This window comes from Actinoplanes sp. CA-131856 (assembly GCF_050956135.1).
In the GTDB taxonomy this organism is placed as follows: domain Bacteria; phylum Actinomycetota; class Actinomycetes; order Mycobacteriales; family Micromonosporaceae; genus Actinoplanes.
On sequence record NZ_CP191849.1, the window covers coordinates 7,614,756 to 7,633,172 of the forward strand.

14 protein-coding genes are annotated in these 18,417 nt (G+C 71.4%); 7 read left to right on the forward strand and 7 right to left on the reverse strand.

Going from position 1 to position 18,417, the window contains the following annotated elements; translation table 11 throughout:
* Window positions 1-69 precede the first annotated feature (69 nt).
* Window positions 70-2,064, forward strand: a complete 1,995-nt coding sequence (locus tag ACQP2X_RS34865; RefSeq protein ID WP_498689192.1) for a M6 family metalloprotease domain-containing protein — start codon at window positions 70-72, stop codon at window positions 2,062-2,064.
* A 3-nt stretch (window positions 2,065-2,067) separates the two neighbouring features.
* On the opposite strand, the gene ACQP2X_RS34870 is transcribed toward ACQP2X_RS34865, so the two are convergent.
* The gene (locus tag ACQP2X_RS34870) at window positions 2,068-3,474 is read right to left on the reverse strand and encodes an FAD-binding oxidoreductase (RefSeq protein WP_498689195.1); all 1,407 of its coding nucleotides are present in this window, start codon (window positions 3,472-3,474) and stop codon (window positions 2,068-2,070) included.
* A gap of 128 nt (window positions 3,475-3,602) precedes the next feature.
* Here ACQP2X_RS34870 and ACQP2X_RS34875 point away from each other — a divergent pair, with 128 nt between their 5' ends.
* The 4 genes from ACQP2X_RS34875 (at window position 3,603) to ACQP2X_RS34890 (ending at window position 7,537) form a co-directional block, all read left to right on the forward strand.
* Window positions 3,603-5,393: an AfsR/SARP family transcriptional regulator gene (locus ACQP2X_RS34875; RefSeq protein ID WP_498689196.1), complete on the forward strand. Its 1,791-nt coding sequence runs from the start codon at window positions 3,603-3,605 to the stop codon at window positions 5,391-5,393.
* 52 nt (window positions 5,394-5,445) lie between these two features.
* Window positions 5,446-6,891, forward strand: coding sequence for an RNA-guided endonuclease InsQ/TnpB family protein (locus ACQP2X_RS34880; protein ID WP_498689198.1), 1,446 nt, complete (start codon window positions 5,446-5,448; stop codon window positions 6,889-6,891).
* A 65-nt stretch (window positions 6,892-6,956) separates the two neighbouring features.
* Window positions 6,957-7,280, forward strand: a complete 324-nt coding sequence (locus tag ACQP2X_RS34885; RefSeq protein ID WP_498701107.1) for a DUF1622 domain-containing protein — start codon at window positions 6,957-6,959, stop codon at window positions 7,278-7,280.
* The gene (locus ACQP2X_RS34890) at window positions 7,277-7,537 is read left to right on the forward strand and encodes a hypothetical protein (protein WP_498689200.1); all 261 of its coding nucleotides are present in this window, start codon (window positions 7,277-7,279) and stop codon (window positions 7,535-7,537) included. The genes ACQP2X_RS34885 and ACQP2X_RS34890 overlap by 4 nt, the downstream gene beginning before the upstream one ends.
* On the opposite strand, the gene ACQP2X_RS34895 is transcribed toward ACQP2X_RS34890, so the two are convergent.
* Complete coding sequence (locus ACQP2X_RS34895) at window positions 7,500-8,276, reverse strand: SAM-dependent methyltransferase (protein ID WP_498689202.1); 777 nt, start codon at window positions 8,274-8,276, stop codon at window positions 7,500-7,502. The genes ACQP2X_RS34890 and ACQP2X_RS34895 overlap by 38 nt on opposite strands.
* Before the next feature lie 13 nt (window positions 8,277-8,289).
* The gene (locus tag ACQP2X_RS34900; protein WP_498689205.1) at window positions 8,290-9,741 is read right to left on the reverse strand and encodes a glycoside hydrolase; all 1,452 of its coding nucleotides are present in this window, start codon (window positions 9,739-9,741) and stop codon (window positions 8,290-8,292) included.
* A gap of 147 nt (window positions 9,742-9,888) precedes the next feature.
* On the opposite strand from ACQP2X_RS34900, the gene ACQP2X_RS34905 reads away from it, so the two are divergent.
* Window positions 9,889-10,173 (forward strand): hypothetical protein, encoded by a 285-nt coding sequence (locus tag ACQP2X_RS34905; protein ID WP_498689207.1) that lies wholly within the window; start codon window positions 9,889-9,891, stop codon window positions 10,171-10,173.
* 759 nt (window positions 10,174-10,932) lie between these two features.
* Here ACQP2X_RS34905 and ACQP2X_RS34910 read toward each other — a convergent pair.
* The gene (locus ACQP2X_RS34910) at window positions 10,933-12,141 is read right to left on the reverse strand and encodes a hypothetical protein (RefSeq protein WP_498689209.1); all 1,209 of its coding nucleotides are present in this window, start codon (window positions 12,139-12,141) and stop codon (window positions 10,933-10,935) included.
* Between the two features lie 128 nt (window positions 12,142-12,269).
* Between ACQP2X_RS34910 and ACQP2X_RS34915 the strand changes: the two genes are divergently transcribed.
* On the forward strand, window positions 12,270-13,625 hold the full coding sequence (locus tag ACQP2X_RS34915; protein ID WP_498689211.1) for an endonuclease/exonuclease/phosphatase family protein: 1,356 nt from the start codon (window positions 12,270-12,272) through the stop codon (window positions 13,623-13,625).
* 6 nt (window positions 13,626-13,631) lie between these two features.
* Here the strand turns inward: ACQP2X_RS34915 and ACQP2X_RS34920 are convergent, their stop codons facing one another.
* Genes ACQP2X_RS34920 through ACQP2X_RS34930 form a run of 3 tightly spaced genes read right to left on the reverse strand, consistent with a single transcriptional unit; the run spans window position 13,632 to window position 18,408 of the window.
* A complete protein-coding gene (locus ACQP2X_RS34920) occupies window positions 13,632-15,518 on the reverse strand; it encodes a vWA domain-containing protein (RefSeq protein WP_498689214.1) in 1,887 nt (628 codons plus the stop codon).
* The gene (locus tag ACQP2X_RS34925; RefSeq protein WP_498689216.1) at window positions 15,515-16,741 is read right to left on the reverse strand and encodes a hypothetical protein; all 1,227 of its coding nucleotides are present in this window, start codon (window positions 16,739-16,741) and stop codon (window positions 15,515-15,517) included. The genes ACQP2X_RS34920 and ACQP2X_RS34925 overlap by 4 nt, the downstream gene beginning before the upstream one ends.
* Window positions 16,738-18,408, reverse strand: a complete 1,671-nt coding sequence (locus tag ACQP2X_RS34930; RefSeq protein WP_498689218.1) for a hypothetical protein — start codon at window positions 18,406-18,408, stop codon at window positions 16,738-16,740. Before ACQP2X_RS34930 ends, ACQP2X_RS34925 begins: the two co-directional genes overlap by 4 nt.
* Window positions 18,409-18,417 lie beyond the last annotated feature (9 nt).

Here is an 18,417-nt window from a genome sequence, read left to right on the forward strand (position 1 = left end):
TGGGGAGACGGCCAATGGGAGCGCTCCCGAGCATTGAGGTTTATAAATTCATGCGACAGGATGGCGTTCATGACGAGTGCGCGGCGCCTGGTCTCGGCAATGTCCGTCGTGGTGCTGGCTGTGGCCGGCGCCCTCACCGCCACGCCGGCCTCGGCGGCGCCGCCCGGCGAGGTCGATCCGGACACGCCCTGGCGGATGCGGCACTGGCCGCAGACCCAGCCGTGGCAGGTCGACGAGGCGGCCGCGCTCAGCAAGCCGAGCGGGCCGCAGCCGGTCGATCCGCAGCGCTACGAGCTGCCCGACACCATGACGTGGTCGGACTACAAGCCCGTGCCGGGCACGAACTGGGCCGACCCGGCCGTGAAGGGCTCGGAGCGCAACTTCAACGGCGCCCTCGTGCTCGTCGACTATCCGAACCAGCCGTTCGTCGTCACCCAGCCGGCCAACTCCACGATCTACGGGAACCCGTCCGGCGTACAGAATCTGACCCGGTCCGAGGTTCCCCAGTTCTATCGGGACTTCCTCAACAAGCCCGGCACGCTCAACCGCGGCCACACCATCCACGAGTACTGGATGGAGGACTCGCTCGGGCGCTTCGGCATCGAGCTCAGCTCCTTCGGCGTCTATCAGATGCCCGCCGACAGCCACGAGTACGGCATCGAGGCCCAGATGCAGCGCGGCCAGGGCTGCCCGGCCGGCGACGTCTGCAACCGCAACCTGCGCACCGACGCCCGCGCCGCCTGGATCGCCGCCGTCGGTGAGGCCGAGGCGGCCAAGTTCGACTTCGTCTTCTTCCTGTCGGCCGGGCAGGACGAGTCGGCCACCTGGCAGGAGTTCGGGCCGATGAAGTTCACCACCAAAGAGGACGTGACCGACGAGTGGGGGCCGCCGGACACGGCGCTGCCGAACTGGAACGCCACCCGCTACGTCGACTGGACCTCGTGGCAGGCCTCGGCCAACATCTGGCCCAACGCCACCCAGGGCAGCTCGTTGCAGGCCGAGAGCTCCGGCATGTCGACCTACGCGCACGAGTTCAGCCACATCCTCGGCGTCGGCGACAACTACAACAACCCGTACAGCGTCCCGGCCCGCCGCGACTACAGCGGCCCGTGGGAGATGCTCAGCCGCGGCACCTTCAACGGGCCCGGCGGACCGCACAGCCGCTGGCTGATCCCCGGCACCTCGGGCTCGTCGATGGGCGCCCAGCACATGCTGCGCAACAAGTTGAAGCTGGGCATCGCCTCCCCCGGCGCGGTGCTGCGGCTGTCCCGCGACGCGCTGGCCACGTCGGGTCTGGTGCTGACCACTGTGACGGCTCGCGTGGTCGAGTCGGGCGGCATCAACGTCACCCTCGACGGCGGCGACCGCTCACCGGCCTGCGACACCGCGACCGACCCGTTCTGCGACGGCGGCGGCTACGACAACTACACCCTCGAGGTCGTCGACCGGATGGGCTTCGACTCGTTCACCCCCGACTCCGGCGTCCTGCTGGCCAAGACCAAGAACCAGGACGCCGCTCCCTTCATCTGGACCATCGACGCCAATCCGCGGGACATCGACAAGGTCGACTTCGTCCTGCCCGACGGCACCCCGCAGAAGATGACGATCGGCGACTACCGCCAGCTCTCCGACGCCCTCTTCCACGCCGGCACAAATTCCGGGAGCGCTTTCGAGTACGTCGACACGGCCAACCGCCTGCACTTCTACATCCTCGACCGCAAGCGGGACCGCAAGGGCGTTCTCTCGTACGAGGTGGCCGTCCGCTCCCTCGACGGCGCCGGCCCGGCCACGCGGGGCGTCCGCGCCTATCCGGCCACGGCCCGCCCCGACCGGACCGGCTGGACCCGCTGCACCATCCCGGTCCGCAACACCGGCCGGGCGGCCGACGTCTTCCGTGTCACCGCCTCCGGCGCCACCCTCCCCCGCGCGGTGGTCGGCGTCCCCGCCGGCCACACCTCGGCGGTGGAGGTCTGGACGAAGGACACCCGCCGCGCGGCCGTGACCCTCACCTCGGAGAGCAACCCGGCCGTCAAGGCCACGACCTCCTGCACCAGCCGGAGGTAGGGCTCACTCGGCGGGCGGGATGTTGTGGTTGACGCGGAACAGGTTGGCCGGGTCGACACGGCGCTTGATCCCGGTCAGCCGGGTGTAGGCGTCCGGCGCGTAGGCGAGGGCGGCGGTCGCCGGGTCGGCGTCGGCCGCGAACATGAAGTTCAGGTAGCGGCGGCCGGTCGACCACGGCTCCAGCGCGTCGATCAGCCGCTGCTGACAGGCGTGCAGGGCCTCGGCGTCCGGCGGTCCGCCCGCGGCGACCAGGAAGACGTTGTAGAGCGTCCGGTCACGGTTGCCGACGGCGTTGGGGCTTGCGGGGGTACGACTGAGCGCGCCACCCAGGTGCCGCACCTCGGCCAGCACGAGCGGGGAATCGGCCTCCGGCCCGGCGTGCCGCAGGATCGTCTCGACCGCCTCGGCGGGCAGCTCCCGGAGCAGCGCCGCGTGCTCGTAGAGCGGCAGCGGGTCGACCGGGTCGTTGTGGACCGCGGCCACCGCCGCGTACGGCATCGGGCCGACCGCGTCGATGATCGGCGTGCCCAGTTGCCGGAACGGAGCGATCAGGGCCTCCCCGTCCGCCGGATCGCCGAGGTACGCGACGCGCAGATGGGCGACGAGCCGGTCGCGCAGCGGCTCCGGCACGAACGGGGCGGCCGGGAGGTGCAGCAAACCGACCGACGCCGACATCTCCTCCGGCAGGTCCCGGGTCCACTCGCGGAACCGGTGCAGCACCTCACCCGCGAGCTCGCCCGGGAAGAAGAGGCCACCGCCGTAGAACCCGGTGATCGGGAAGACGGTGAACTCGATGGCCACGACGACCCCGAAGTTGCCCTTCGCCCCGCGCAGCGCCCAGAACAGGTCGGGCTCGCTGTCCGCGGTGACGCGCCGCAGCTCGCCGTCGGCGGTCACCACGTCCAGCGCGGTGACGTGGTCGGCGGCGTAGCCGTACTTGCGGCCGAACGGCCCGAGTCCGCCGCCGAGGGTGTAGCTCACCACTGTCACGGTCGGCGACGACCCGTTCAGCGCGCCCACGCCCAGCTTCCCGGCCGATTCGATGAACTCGCCCCAGCGCACGCCGGCTTCGACCCGGGCCGTCATGGCGTCCGCGTCGATGGCCAGCCCGGTCAGCCGGCGGGTGGTGATCAGCACCGAGCCGGCCGACGAGACGGAGGTGCCGTGGCCCGCGCCGAGGACGGCGATCGGCAGATCGTGAGCGGCGGCGAAGCGTACGGCCGACTGAATGTCCTCCGCGTCGGTCGCGCCGACGACAACGGCCGGGGTGTGGACGACGGTGAGGTTGTAGGCCGGGATCTCTTCCGCGTAACCCTCGTCCCCCGGCAGGAGGACGGGGCCCGCGACGGACGCGCGCAGAGCGGCGACGTCGGCCGCGAAGGGAGCACCGGTGGAGTGTGACGCGGTCATGTAACGGCCTTTTCGGAAAAGGGGCCGGCGTGGGTGCCGGCCGCGGTGGGTCCATTGAGCCGCCCGCGGTTCGACAAAGAGTTGACGGAAGGTAGATGCCCAGCTCGCCGACCGGCTTCAATGGTCGGATGACGGGGGACGTGACGGCGCTGCGTATCCAGCTGCTCGGTCCGGTGCGGGCGTGGGCGGGCGACGAGGAGCTCGATCTCGGCACGCCGCAGCAGCGCGCCGTGCTGGCCGCGCTGGCGCTGCGGGAGGGCCGGCAGGCCACGCTGGAGGCGCTGATCGACGCGGTGTGGGGCGAGGATCCGCCCCGGACGAGCGCGCTCACCCTGCGGACGTACGTCTCCCGGCTGCGGCAGTCCTTCGGCGCCGACACGATCGTGACCGTCAACGGCGGCTACCTGCTGCGGCTCGGCCCCGGGGCGCTCGATCTGGCGGACTTCACGGCGGCGGTGACCCGGGCCCGCGCGGCGCGCGAGGCCGGCGAGCAGTGCAAGGCGGCGCAGGCGTTCCAGAATGCCGACGGCCTGTGGCGGGGGCCCGCACTGGCCGACGTCCCGGGTCCGTACGCGGCCGCCCAGCGGGTCCGGCTCGACCGGGAGCGGCGGGCCGCCACCGAGGAGCGGCTCGCGCTCGACGTCGCCTCGGGCAATCCGGGCGCCGCCGTCACCGAGTTGAGCGCGCTGGTCGAGCAGCATCCCCTCGACGAGGGCCTGAGCGCCCTGCTGATGCTCGGGCTGTACCGGACCGGGCGGCAGGCGATGGCCGTGGCCGAGTTCCAGCGCGTCCGTGAGCTGCTCGCCGACGAGCTCGGGCTCGACCCGGGACAGGCGCTGCGCGACGTCTACCAGCTGATCCTGAGCGGCGAGCCGGCCCCGCGGACGGACGAGCCGGTCGCCGCTTCGCCGGAGCAACTGCCGCCGGGACTGCGGGACTTCGTCGGGCGGGCGAACCTGATCGACCGGGTCACCGGGTTGCTCCTCGCGGACGGTCTCAGCGCCTCCAGTGTCGGCCTCGTCGGACTCGGCGGGGTGGGCACCAGCACACTCGCCGTCCACCTGGCCCACCGGCTCCGGCACCGCTTCCCGGACGGGCAGCTCTACGCCGATCTGCGCGACGGCAACGACAATGCGGTGCTGCCGGGCTTCCTGCGGGCGCTCGGGGTGGCGGTGCCCGACGATCCGGCGGAACAGGCCACGCTGTGGCGGACCGTCTCGCACGGGCGCCGCCTCCTCGTCGTGCTCGACCATGCCCGTACAGCCGAGCAATTGAATGTGCTCCTGCCGGCGGGAAGCGGGAGCGCCGCGATCGTCACGGGCGGCCGCCGCGTCCCCGGCACGTCGATCACACGCTGGATCTCCGTGCCGCCCTTCGACCCGGACGACTCGGTCGAGCTGTTCCGCCGGGTCGCCGGCCGCGACCGGGTCGACGCGGAGCGCGAGGCCGCGCTGCGGTTCGCCGCCGCCTGCTCACACCTGCCCCTGGCGGTACGCCTCGGCGCCGAACGCCTGGCCGCCCGGCCCACCTGGTCGGTCGCCGCGATCGGCGAGCGGCTGCGGGTGGAGATGCGCCAGCCGGTCGCCCTGCACGAGGACTGCCTTCTGGTCGAGGCCCCGTTCGAACGGGAACTGGCCGCCCTGCACGCCACCGACCCGTTCGCGGCCGTGGCGTTCGGGCTGGTCGCCCTGTCCGACGAATCCGAGATCACCGTCGCCGCGGCGGCCCGCCTGCTGGACCGGCCCGAGACCGAGGCCGAACGGCTCATGGAGTCGATGGCCGACGCCCACCTGGTCGAGCCGGCCGGCTACCAGCGCTACCGCTACCTGGAGATCGTCCGCTGGTTCGCCCGCCGCCAGGCGGCCGCCGCCCCCACCCCGGCCGTCCGCCGGCCACATCTCTCCGGGCAACGTGGCTAGCGCGGTGTCCATGAACGTTGACCGGGTTCGACGGCCGTGACATCCTTGCTCCATGCCTAGACGTCGCGGCGCTAGCCCCGATCCGGTGGTGCACCGCACCGCCCGGATCGGACTACGGCTGACCCGCGCCCAGCGGCAGCGTTGTTTCGGCCTGCTGCGCTCGGCCGGGGACGCGTGGGCCTGCGTGCTGGAAATCAACAGCTGGCGGCGCCGCCGTGGGGACGCCCCGGCGGCGGGCTTTCAGGAGCTGTGCCGCCTGCTGGCCGAGTCCGGGCCGGGCACGTTCGGCGAGCTCGACACCACCGGCGCCCGGTCGGTGCTACGCCGCTTCTCCGATGCGTGGTTCTCCGCCGCCGCCCGCCGCAAAGCTGGCGCCGTCGAGGTGCGGTTCCCGCGCCGCCGGCGGGCATTGATGCCGATCCGCTGGTACCACGGCACCTTCGGCCTTCACGGCCGCCGGTTGCGGCTGCCGGTCGCGCGGGGCTGCCCACCCTTGCTGCCGCGGCTGGATCGGCTGGTGCCGTATCCGGCCGAGACGGTGCGGTCGGTGACCCTGCTGTTCGCCGACGGCCGACTGTGCCTCGACGTCACCGCCGAACTACCCAGCGCCACCTACCCGCCCGGGCAACAGCCCGATCCCGCCCGCGTCGCCGGGGTCGATTGCGGGATCATCCACCCGTTCGCCGTCGCCACCCGCGACGGGCACGCCCTGCTGGTCTCCGGCCGCGCCATCCGCTCCGAACACCGCCTGCACCTGGCCGACACCAAAGCCCGCCGCCGCGCCACCGCCACCCGAGCACCCAGCAAACGGCAGCGCGGGTCGCGGCGCTGGCGTAAGACCCGGCGCCGGGCCCGGCTGGCCGAAGGCCGGCACCGCCGCCGCGTGCGGCAAGCCCTGCACGAGGCCGCCGCAACGGTGGTCGGCTGGGCCGTCGAACACCAGGTCGGCACGCTGACCGTCGGGGACCCGCGTAGTGTGCTCGATCTGCCGGCCGGGCGGCGGCACAACCTGCGGCTCCGGCAGTGGCAGATCGGCCGCACCCTGCAAATCCTGCAAGACAAAGCCGCACTGGCCGGGATCCGGGTGCACCTGGTCGACGAACGCGGCACCTCCTCGACCTGCCCCCACTGCCGCAAGAGGATCACCAAACCGCGCGGCAGGACCATGGTCTGCCGGCATTGTCGGTTCGCCGGGCATCGCGACCTTGCCGCGGCGTTCACCATCGCCGCCCGAACACCGGGCAGCGCCACCACCACCGCACCCGCTCACCTGAGTGCAGTGGTCACGCACCGTCGAGCCGGACGACACCTGCCCGGTGCCGGACCAGCACGGCGTGACCCCCGCCGCCACCCACCCCGGGCAGCGACATCAGGGTCAGTTGGCCGGCGGAGGCCCGCCCCACCCACACCGGCGGGGAGTCGCTCGTCCACACTCATGGGCGAGGATCCACAACACCACCGGAACCCATACGGCGAACGTTCGTGGACACCGCACTAGCGCGTACGTTGGCGGTTGTGAACGAGATCTTCAGCGAGCGGTGGCTGTCCGAGGCCGTCGATCTGATGGTGCGGCTGGTCGAGGCGGCCGGCGCGCTGATCATCTTCGTGGGGGCCATGGTGGCCTTCGCGCGGTTCGTCGTGGTCGGGCTGCGGGAGCGGCGGGCCGAGGCCTTCGTGCCGGTGCGGCTGGGGCTGGGCCGATTCCTCGCCCTCGGGCTGGAATTTCAGCTCGCCTCGGACATCCTGCGCACGGCGATCGCGCCGACACTGCGGGAGATCGCCGAGCTGGCCGCCGTGGCCGCGATCCGGACCGCGCTCAACTTCTTCCTGACCCGCGAGATCAAAGAGGAGCGGGCCGAGCTGGCCCGGCCGGAACCCCAGCCGTGACCACGCTCATCGCGTACGCGTCGCTGTTCTGCGTCGCCGCCGGACTGGCCGGCGGCGCGCTCGTGCTGGCCGTCACCCGTGACGTCCGGGCCGCGCTGCGCACGGCCCTGGACTTCTGGCTCGCGGCCGGGCTGTTGCGGCTGGCCCTGCCCACCTTGGCCACGCAGCTGCTGGCCATCGTGGCCATCATCGCCGTCCGGCAGGTGATCAGCCGGGCCATCACCGCTTCCGGCCGACCCCCGAGCGCCCGTCGGTAGCCGGCGGCACCTCGCCGTCGCCGGGACGCCACTGCGGGATCGGGACGACGCCCGGCTCGACGAGCTCGAGACCCTCGAAGTAGCCCTCGACCTGGGCCACGCTGCGGGCGTTGTACGGGTGACCCTGGTCCTTGGCCGCCTGGTGGCCGGAGCGGGCCTCGCTGCTGGTGTCGGTGCCGTCGGAGAGCACCAGATAGCTGCCGGACGGCAACGCGCCGAGCAGGCGCCGGAGGATGGCCCGCGCCTCGTCGTAGTCGGCGACGTTGCCCAGGATCCCGAGCATCACGAGCCCGACCGGCCGGCTGAAGTCGAGGGTGCGCGCCGCCTCCCGCAGGATGAGCTCGGGGTCCTGCACGCTGGCGTCGATGTAGTCGGTCGCGCCCTCGGGGCTGCTGGTGAGCAGGGCCCGCGCGTGGGCCAGCACGAGCGGGTCGTTGTCGACGTAGACGATGCGCGACTCCGGGGCCAGGCGCTGCGCGACCTCGTGCGTGTTGCCGGCGGTGGGCAGCCCGGTGCCGATGTCGAGGAACTGGCGTACGCCCGCCTCGTGCACCAGGAAGTCGAGGGCGCGGCCCAGGAACCGTCGTTGCTCCCGGGCCAGCACGGCGATCTCGGGGAACCGTTCGAGGATCTGGGCGGCCAGCGCCCGGTCGACCTCGAAGTTGTCCTTGCCGCCCAGGATGAAGTTCCATACCCGCGCGCTGCTCGGCCTGCTCGTGTCCAGCATCGGTTCCGTCACACCGTCCACAGTGTCATCCGACGCCGTCGATCTGCAACGTGTGCACCGATCCGGCCGGGACCGGCAGCCGTACGGCCTTGCCACTGACCTGCACATCGGAACGCGCCGTGTAGCGGTCGCCACCGGCCGGAACGGTCGACCAGCGGGCCACCGGCCCGGCCGCCTGCGCGAACCGGGAGAGGTCGAAGGTCAGGGTCTGCGCGGCACCGGTGTTGACGGCGACGACGACCAGGCGCCGGGCGGCGGGATCGTAGGCGGCCGCGGCGTTGCCGGCGCCGGTGCCGACGATCCGCATGCCGGGCCGGATGTGCCGGGTGAACTGCGCGAGGACGTACAACTTGGTCTCGACCGCTCCGGCGGTGAGCGTCCCGCCGTCGTACCGGACGGCTCCCCAGCCGGCACTGGGGTCCATCACCTGCCAGTAGCACCAGGCGGTCGGGTGGAGCCAGCGCCAGTCGAGGCAGAGGTTGGCGGCCAGGGTGAGCCCGGTGCCGTCCCCGTCGCCGGTCTCGGAGTTCCACAGCACCTTGCCGGCCGCCCGGACGTCGTTGAACAGCAGGTCGCGGCGCCCGCCACCGCCCTGGTAGCCGTGCACGTTGACCTGACCGACGAGGGCCCTGGTGGCGGCGTCGAAACTGCCCCAGGTCGTACGGGCGAGGTCGTAGCTCGTCTCGTCGGAGGCGGAGATGGTCACGCCGGAGAGCCCCTGCCGGTCGAGCTCGGCCCGCAGTTGGGCCAGAACGGAACGCTGGGTGCCGGCGTCGATGTAGCAGCCCTCCTGGGTGCCGTCGGCCCGCCACCAGTTCGACGAGGGCTCGTTGAACGGATCCACGGTACGGAAGGTCACGCCCCACTGGTCCCGGGCCCGGCGGGCGACGATCGCGAGGTGGGCGGCGTGCTGCGTGTGGTTCCAGGGCTGAAGGTTGGGGCCACCGCCGGCCGCGCCGGACGGGTTGTGGTTGAGACACATCCACCACATCGGCGAGTTGGCGAACAGTTCGCTGGAGGCGCCGCGCTGGGTGGCCTTGACGAGCGCCGCGCGCTGTTTGGCGTCGGCGTTCCAGTTCCACGCGGAGGAGCCCGGATCGGCGTTGCGCCAGTCCTGCCAGAACCCTTCGATCTGCTTGAACCGCGGAATGTTGGGCGAGGCCACCATCCGCTCACCACCGACGTCGTTGAAACTGCTGGCGCCGAGGTTGTAGCGCGCGATGGTGAGCCCGAGCCCCGGCAGCGAGGCGCCGTTGTAGGCGACCTGCTTGGTGGTGAAGAAGAGGTCGGCGAAGTCGTCCCGGTCACCGAAGACGTTGGCCCACCAGGCGAGCGATGTCCCCCACCCTTGCCAGACACCGTAGTCAGCCGCCGGATCAACGGTGATGGTGGCATCCGCGCGAGCAGCCCCACCGGCCAGCGCCCCACCGACAGCACCGGCCGCCGCCGCGGAAAGAACAGTCCTCCGGCTGACCATGGCGTCCTCCACTCAAGCGTTGATGAGCATCTATGTTTACGTTAACATCTCCTCTCGGAAAATGGCGCACTACCGGCCACCGCCACCGCCACCGCCACCGCCACCGCCACCGCCACCGCCACCGCCACCGCCACCGGAGTGTCGTCCGTGATCGAGGGCAACATGCTGGCCGCGTTCGCGAGTTCGCCGGCGCCGGCGCCGGCGCCGACCAGAAGCCCGCTCACCCTCCGCGCCGAAGACAATGACCCGGCCCTGACGTCCGGACCTCGAGTCGAACAGCCGGATGACCCCGCCCTGCCCGCCGGTGAGCTGGCCCCGGAGTACGCGGATCTGGCCGAGATGATCGCCGCCGATAATCCCGAGACGACGTCAGGAGATCAGGGAGGAGCCGTCAATTCCTGTCGAGCGGCGCACTGCGGCGGGTTTCTATGAGTAGCCCTCCGATTCCCTGATGGGTAATGCCATTGTTGAATTGTTTCCACAACGGACTGGAAACGGGGCGCGGCAGAGCGTGGTCGGGGGCCGTCGGCGTGTTCCGGGCGGAAGCGTCGTGGTGGGTGGGCTGAGAGCTTTGCCGGTGAGCGGTCTGGACGGCAGCGGGATCTTGAACGCTCCCACCGGGGTTTGAGGGGCCCGACGCGCCGGGCTGATATGACCCCAACGCTGACCAGGTCAGGGGCGGGTAGATCGGGTACGGCCGGGACTGCGGCAGGCACATCCAGCACGGCCGGCGCTGGGGTGATCGGGCCTGAGGCGGTCGAGTCGATCGGCTCGACAGCAGCCGGGCCGACCGGGTCTGGCGTGGCCGAGCTGGTCGGGTGTGCCGTGGTGGGGCGATGACGCGGCCGGTAGGGGCGAGGTGGAGCCAGGGGTGGCATCGGGGCGTCGCCGTGCAGGCTGCGCCATTTGCGGGTGTGGCGTTTGATCAACCCGTGTTGTCGGCGCTCGTGATGATCGCGGCGGAATTCTTCCGCACTGGCGGAGTAGTTACGGCGTCTGGTGGGGTCGCGCCATTGAGCTATCTGTGACTGGCTGAAGAATTGCATCTGACCCCGTATCTGGCGCATGAGTTATTCTCCCGCGAAGGCCAGCGGAGCGGTAATAGAAAAACTGTGCCACATTCATCGATCCGGCATGCGGCTTTGTCATGCGATCCAGTCCTGATTCACATGCCAGCGCAACGTGCCGTGCTCAGCAGCTGACCGGCGCCGGCGCGCTCCACGTCGTCTTTTCGTCACGCCAGACCTGCTCGAGGATCTTGTTTCGCACGAAGACGACGACGGTCGTCCGATAGCCGTCGTCGTTCGTGGTGTCGAGCCGGGCGGCGGCCGTCGGCGGTGACGAGAGCGGAACCGTCTCCACCGTCCAACCTTTGGCGATGTCCGGTGTGCTGAGAAGGGCGACACCGTCCACAGCGGGAACGGCGAAACGGAGGGCGCTCGTCGTCGAGATGTCGTCGACCGCGGCGGGTGTCGGATTGCCGGCCGGCGCCGGCACCGTGCCGGCGGTGATCCGCAGCGGGCGCGGCTTGCTCCAGCCCCGCCCGATGTCCGCGCTGACCGGCGTGGGCGCCCGGTGCGTCTCCAGCAGCTTCGAGCCGCTGCGCAGAAGGAGGACCAGACTGCCGTTCCGGTCCTTGCCGACCGCCACTCCGTCCACCGCGCCGACTTCGGGGACGAGCGTGGAGCGCTCGTACCACGGGAACGGCCACGAATCTTTGTAGTCGGTGCGCTCGAAGATCTTGACGCCACCCGACTCGGCCGGGGCGAACGCCAGAAAGCGGAGTTTGCCCGGCGAGGCGTCGTCCTCCATGGCGGCCGGTTGGCCCCGCACGCCGTCACCGACCAGTTTCAGGGGGTACCACGCGAGGTCTCCATCGCGATAACCGAAGAACAGCCGGTCTCCTCGCCGTCCGATCACCTCCAGCCCGCGGTACGAACTGGCGAACGCGGTCAGGTCGTCGAGCCGGCGCCAGTTCGGGCTGACGTTCGGCCCGTGCCACCGGGATTTCCAATCCTGGTCCGGCCGCGAGCAGTAGCCCACACCGTCGGAAGCTCGTCCGAACACGACAACGGGGCCGCTCGCCTCGAACATCAGCGACGCGCCCACGACGGCACCCAGCGAGGTGCGGGATGCCGTATCGCCAGCGCACACCAGGAACGTTCCCACCGCGAGGACGACACTCAGCGACGTCCGCACGAACCGTTGGACAGTGGCCTTCTCCAGGTTCAGCGCTCCGTCCTGGGGAATCGCCGTCAAAGCCACGACAAGACCGACGATGGCCGCGATCCAGCTCGCGACCTCCAGGCCCCCGGACCCCTTCACGAACACCGCGATGAGGCTGCCGCCCAGCAACATGGCCAAAGCAGCCATGATCACTCGGCGTTTCGAGAAGCTCACTCATCAAGCATGCTCCGCGCGGGCAAGCCCCGGCCGGGCGACTAGGCATGCAGCAAGTACACCTCCGGATTACCGAAGAACGAGCGCTGTTGGTGCACTCTGGGACTCGACTCGCGGAGGAGGTCATCATGGGCGATCATCGCGTCCCGAGACAGCGGTCCCGCACCCGGCTCTCACTGGCCGTCGTGCTGACGCTGGCCGCCGGAACCGTGGCCGGGATCACGACACAGGCCGACGCTTCGAGCCTCAGCTTCCAGCTCGACCCCGGCGACAGTCTGGGGCCCGGCGACAAGATCGTGTCCGCGAGCGGCCTCTACCGGCTGGAAATGCTGGAGGACGGACGGCTCGTCGAGTACGGACCCGGCGAGGAGCAGCTGTTCTCCATGCCGCGTGGCATCTCCGGCAGCGTTCTGGCGATGCAAAGGGACGGAAACCTGGTTCTCCGGGCGCCCGGCAACATCCCGACCTGGTCCTCCGAGACGGATGGCAACCCGGGCACCGTGCTGCAGATCCAGGACGACGCCGGAGTGATGCTCTACGCGCCGGGCCACGAGTTCCTCAAGGAGATCCTCTCCCCCAGCAGCGACAGCTCGGTGCCGACACCGCGACTCGAACCGGAACCGCCGGTCGAGATCCGCGTCATGTCCTACAACGTCCGGGGCAACCACCATCTCCGCTTCGAGCCGGGCGGCCCCAGTGACTATTCCGATGTCATCGCCATGAACAACGCCGGCATCGTCGGGCTTCAGGAGATCAGTGAGGAGGAGGCGAGCACCGTTGTCGAGAAGCTGGGATGGGCCACCGGTTGCGACGACGCCGCGCACTGCGCCTGGACGAGCGTCAACAGCCACGGTGAGGGCACCGCGATCCTGAGCCGCTATCCGATGCGCGACGCCCAGACGTGGACACTGCCGCAGACCCAGAAAGGCGATCACGATCGGTTGCTGACCCGCGCCAAGGTCGACGTCGATGGGCAGACGGTGTATTTCTACAACACCCACCTGGCGAGCAAGGAGGGACAGGACGGCCAGGCGCAGAGGATCAAGGAGATCATCGAGCAGGACCGCTCGGCCGAGCCCGACACCTTCCGTCCGGTGCTGACCGGGGACTTGAACGTCAAGCCGTGGGACGCCGCCGCTCGAACGCTCGCCGACGGAATGACCGACGCCTGGGCGGACCGGAACCCCGACGCCTCCGAAGAGGCGAAGTGCACCATCTCAAATGACAAGGTGGCCGGGCCGGCCGAGTGTGGTCTGACGAACAAGGTCCGCACGATCAAGCACTACGTCACCGGTTCCCAGCGGGAGTTGCCCGTGCGGCGGATCGACTACGTGTTCTTCCGGCCGTCCACCGATTACCAGGTCTCCGACGCTCTCGTTCCTGATCTTGACGCGCAAGTTCTGAAGAAGGACGGATCGAAGTCGACGCGCAAGTACTGGGAGGTCTCGGACCACCTGCCGATCGTGGCGACGCTGAAGTTCTGAGATACGTCAACTGATGGTCCAGCCGACCAGTTGCACCTCGTCCTCCTCCTCGGCGGGCGGGGCCTCGTTCGCCTCGGGGGCCCGGTTGATGAGCGCCTCCGCCTTGCGCAGCGCGTCGAGGATCGTCTGCAGCGCCCCGTGCTGGAGCTTCGCCCAGCTGCCGGCGTCGTCCGGGGTCAGGGCGAACCGGCCGGTCCAGCGGGCGTAGAAGTCGCCCGCCCAGGAGCGCGTGTCGCCCTTCGGCATGTCGTGCATCTCGTCGTTGCGCAGCGCGAACAGGCGGGCGAACTCGCTTCCGCGGCCCAGGACCTCGTCGACGCCGTCGACCGGGTACGGGCCGCCGTTCTGCAGGCGGCTGTCCAGGTTCTCGTGGAAGACCTTGTAGACCGACGAGATCCAGCTGACGAAGTCGCGCCGGCTCAGCACCGGCTGGCCCAGCTCGACCAGGTCGGTGTGCCGGTTCGAGGGGCGGAACACCTTGCCCACCTTGCGGCGCTGGCTGGCTTCCGCGCACAGGCTGTAGACGCCGCGGATCTCGTCGGCCAGGCGCTCGATCTCCTGCCGCAGCCGGACGTCGATCTGGTTGAGCCGGGACAGCGCCTCGCGCATCTCCGGTTGAAGAGCCGGCGTACGAGGCGAGGCCGGCCGCCCCACCCGCCGGCTCACACCGGCGCCCAAGCCGCCGAAATACTCCTCCAGGACGTCGACGCCGCCGATCCGGGCCGCGTCGCCGCCGCCCACGTTCATCAGGGCGCCCAGCAGGTCGTGGTTCGGGATCAGGGTGATGTTCTGCTGCTGTGAACCGTAGTTCGCCCGCCACCACACGTCGAACGACTGCCGGTCGCTGATGCCGATGGCGTGCAGCCTGATCTTCGCGGCGCGGTGCAGCTCGTCCATCAACGAGATCGGGTCGTCGGTCGCGGCCACCAGCTCGCCGGTGGCGTCCTCGCCCTTCGGCTGCCAGTGCGCGCCGTCGCTGACCAGGACGATCAGCTGGTCGTTGCCGGGCACGCCGTGCCGGTGGAGCAGCTCCGAGGCGGCGTGCAGGGCCTGGCCGATGTCGGTGGCGGCCTTCTGCGGGATCAGCTGGTTGACGGCGCTCTCGAACTCCTCGAACACCGCGGGCGGCGCGTCGGCGTCCATCTCGGCCATCCCGCCCGCCCTCGGGAAGACGCCGGCGCTCTCGTGCGTGAACTTGACCAGGGCGATCCGTGACACCCGCCCGGCCACGCGCCGGCGCGCGGCGAGCATCCGCTGGAGGGCGTTGCGCAAGGCCTCGCTGCGCTTGATGCCGCCCATCGGCGATCGGCCCACATCGTCGATGGACATCGATCCGGAACAGTCGGCCAGCACCACGATGTCGACACCGGTGCGGTTGCCCGGCGAGAACATCAGCAGCTCGGTCTGCCCGGTGATCTCGACGAGCCCGGTCAGCGCCCGGCCCTCGGCGTCGGTGACCTCGCGGACCAGCATCGGCGCGCCGTCCACCGACAGCCACGTCGAGTCGGCGTCGGCGACCCACAGCACCTGCCCGGCCACGTCGGTCGCGCGGGAGAGCTCCTCGGCCAGGGTCTTGAACACGCCGTCGGTCATCGGCTCCACCGTGGCGAAGGCGGCCGGGGCGGCCTGTCCCACGAACAGGGCCCACGGGTCGCCGCCGGTCTCGCTCAGCCGCAGCCGGCCGGCCAGCGCCTCGCCGACAGCCACCACACCCTCCGGCAGGTCGGGCAGCGGCATCACCCGCACCGGGGCGTCCTGGCCGGCGCGGAACAGGGCGGGCGCGCCGCGCTCGGGCACCCGTGTCGCCGCCACGCCGACCCGGCCGTGGTCGAGCAGCCCCGATCCGCCGACCACGAGCAGCCGGTCACGGTCGGACGACCAGGAAGCCGTCATGATCTCTCCAACCTCACGGTAAGGCCGAGGAACTGGCCCATCGCCTCGACGTTCTGCCGGCCGCGCCCGAAGAACTGGCCGCGCAGGTCGTCCGGGACCCGGACGAACAGCAGGTTCGAGCGGGGCGTGAAGTCGCTGTAGGTCATCCGGTCGGCGAGCAGGCCGTAGCCCTGGCCCCGCAGGAACTGCTGGAGCCGGGCGAAGTGGGCCAGCCCGGCGTCCCGGTCGCTGGTCGCCGTGGCCAGCGCGGCGGCGACGGAGCGTTCGTACGCGGCGTCGAACACCTCGGCCGCCGCGGTTCCGGCCGACTCGCGCCGGAGGGACTCGACCATCCGGGCCAGCACCGGGATGTCGACCACCTCGCGCCGCACGTTGATCAGCATGTGCCGCAGCCCGCGCAGGGCGGGCAGCCGCGGCCCCCGCCCGTGCCGGCGGCGGGAGCCGGTGCCGGCCACGACCTGCCGGATCAGCTGCTCCGAGGTGAGCCGGCGCAGGTCCTGGTGGTGCCGCGGGCAGAGGGCCAGGCCGGTCAGCTGGGGGCCGAAGACCTGCCAGCGGTAGCCGTGACGCGGGCACTGCCGCTCGCCGCACGAGCGGCCCGCCGCGACGGCGTACTCACAGCTCATGGATCCGGTCGCGCCGCAACCCGCGGTCGTACAGGCCGGGAACAAGCGTGCGTAGCAGTCCTGGCAGTAGCCCCGCGCCGGATCGCCTGGGTGGGCGATCCGATGCTGGTCGCACCAACCGGCCGCGCCACGGCAGTTCGGGCCGCCGCAGCGGAACGTCGCCGATCGCCCGCACCGGCAGGAGGGTTTGTGACGGGCGCACGTGACCCGGCTGAAATCGAGGTCCACGATGACCGCGTGCTGATCGCAGAGCCGGTCCTTTTGCCCCTCGGCGCGGCAGTCCAGGCAGACGAACGGCCCGTAGGTCTCCTCCCGGCAGTCGGCGCAGGCGTACCGGATGCGGGGTGGCTCGAAGACGCCGCGGATGGCGAAGCGGGTCGTGCCGTCGAGACGGGCCGGCGCGGCCGCCGGATCGACGAACCGGATGGTCAGCCGGCCGCGGGCGTCGTCGAGGTGATAGGTGTCGCGCTGCCGCGGGTCGAGCCGGTGGACGATGGTCTCGATCTCCCGCCAGAGGGCGAGATAGCCCTCCGGCCCGTCCGGCACCGCGCGGAACTCGCGGAGGTCGAGCTGGACCGGGACGACCGGTGCGGTCATGAGGCACCTCCCTCGCGGACGACCAGGACTTCGATGGTGATCTGCACCGCGCCGTTGTCCTGGAACCGGGCGTCATTGATGAGGAGCAGACGTACGCCTGGAGGCGGCCCCTCGATCGCGGCCGTGACCGCCGTCGCCGCCGCCGTCCGGTCCGCCTCGCCCAGGCGCAGGCTGATCAGGGCCCGGCCGTCGGATCGGGCGGTCCGGGCGGCGGCCGCCACCGGGCCGCGCAGCCCGTCGCCGGGAAGGCGGGTGATGGTGCGGCGCCCGCTGCCCGGCGGGCGGAGCGACCGGCGCACCTGCTTGGCCTGCTCGCCGGGGCGCTTGCGCAGCTCGTCGTGCAACCGGACCGGGCCGCCGGCCGCGAGGTAGCGCTCCAGGGCGGCCAGCACGGCGGCCTCGGCCGGCTCGCCGCGCAGCTCCTCGAACAGCGCCTCGGCGGCTCCCTTCTTCGTGGGCCGAGGCGGGGGCGCGGTCTGCGCGGTCAGGCGACCGGCCCAGAAGCGGGAGGCCATCGCCATCGCACCGGGCGCCAGCCGCTCGTTCGCGGCCGAGATGTGGTCGGCGGCCAGCCATCGGGGATCCTCGAGCCGGCGGCGCAGGTCGTCACCGACCGGCTGGGCCCGCCACAGGTCGTTCTCGTTGCACACCGCCCGCGGCTCGGCCGCGAGCATGGCCGGCCCGCCCGCGACCGTCCGTAGCTCGGCCACCTCCACCTGCATGGCGGCCAGCTCCGGAGCCATCCGCTCGACGAGATCGATGAGCCGGTCGGTGACCGGGACCGGAGCCTGCTTGGACCGCCGGTCCCGGCCGTTCGACTTGGCGGGGACCTCCACCCGGGCCGCCACCCCACCGGCGATGACACGCGAACGGTTGCGGTCCAGCAGCACCTGGTCAGGAGTCGTCGGCACCCGGTGGCCGTCCTGCTCGAGGCGGCGCGCGGACATCGCGATCGCCTGGATCAGCACGGCGTGCGCGACCGCCGTGCGCGGCAGCACCTGGCCGTCGACGCACCGCACCTCGACCGCCGGGAACGGGTAGGCGGCCGTGCCCAGCGGGTTGACGTCCATGTGCTCCAGGCGCCCGATGCCGTGGTCACGGCGCAGGCTCGCCTGCACCCGTTTCATGTGGACACCGCTGGCCGAGTCCAGATAGCGGGTCGGCATGTGGTCGGCCGCCTGTGCGAGCCGGCGCGAGCCGGTCGGCTCCATGTGGGCCGGGCTGAACGCCGCCCGCCCGGTCAGCGCGACGATCTCGGGCACCCAGCGGCGCAACAGGTTCGTGCACAGCTCCCGTTCGGTGTCCGAGGCGACCTCGACCGCGTGCAGGTCGGGACACAGCCAGCCGGCGCCGCCCGCGGCCGGCAGCCAGCCGTTCGGCACGAGCTCGCCCCGCCGCCGGGACACGGCGACGGCGACCGACGCGGTGGCCTCGGACAGGGCGCCGGTGAGCGCGGTCCGGTGGGCGGCGTCGATCAGCCAGACCGGGCCGGTGTCCACCCAGACGGTCGCGTTGTCCGGGTCGGCGCGCAGCCTCATCCCGGCCGGCAGCTCGGGCGGCCGGCGGACCAGGTCGGCGATCACGTTCGGGGCGTCGGGCGAGCGGACCACGTATCCCTTGGCGATGACGTGCCGCAGCGGGCCGACGCGGTAGAGACTGACCAGCATCCAGGGACT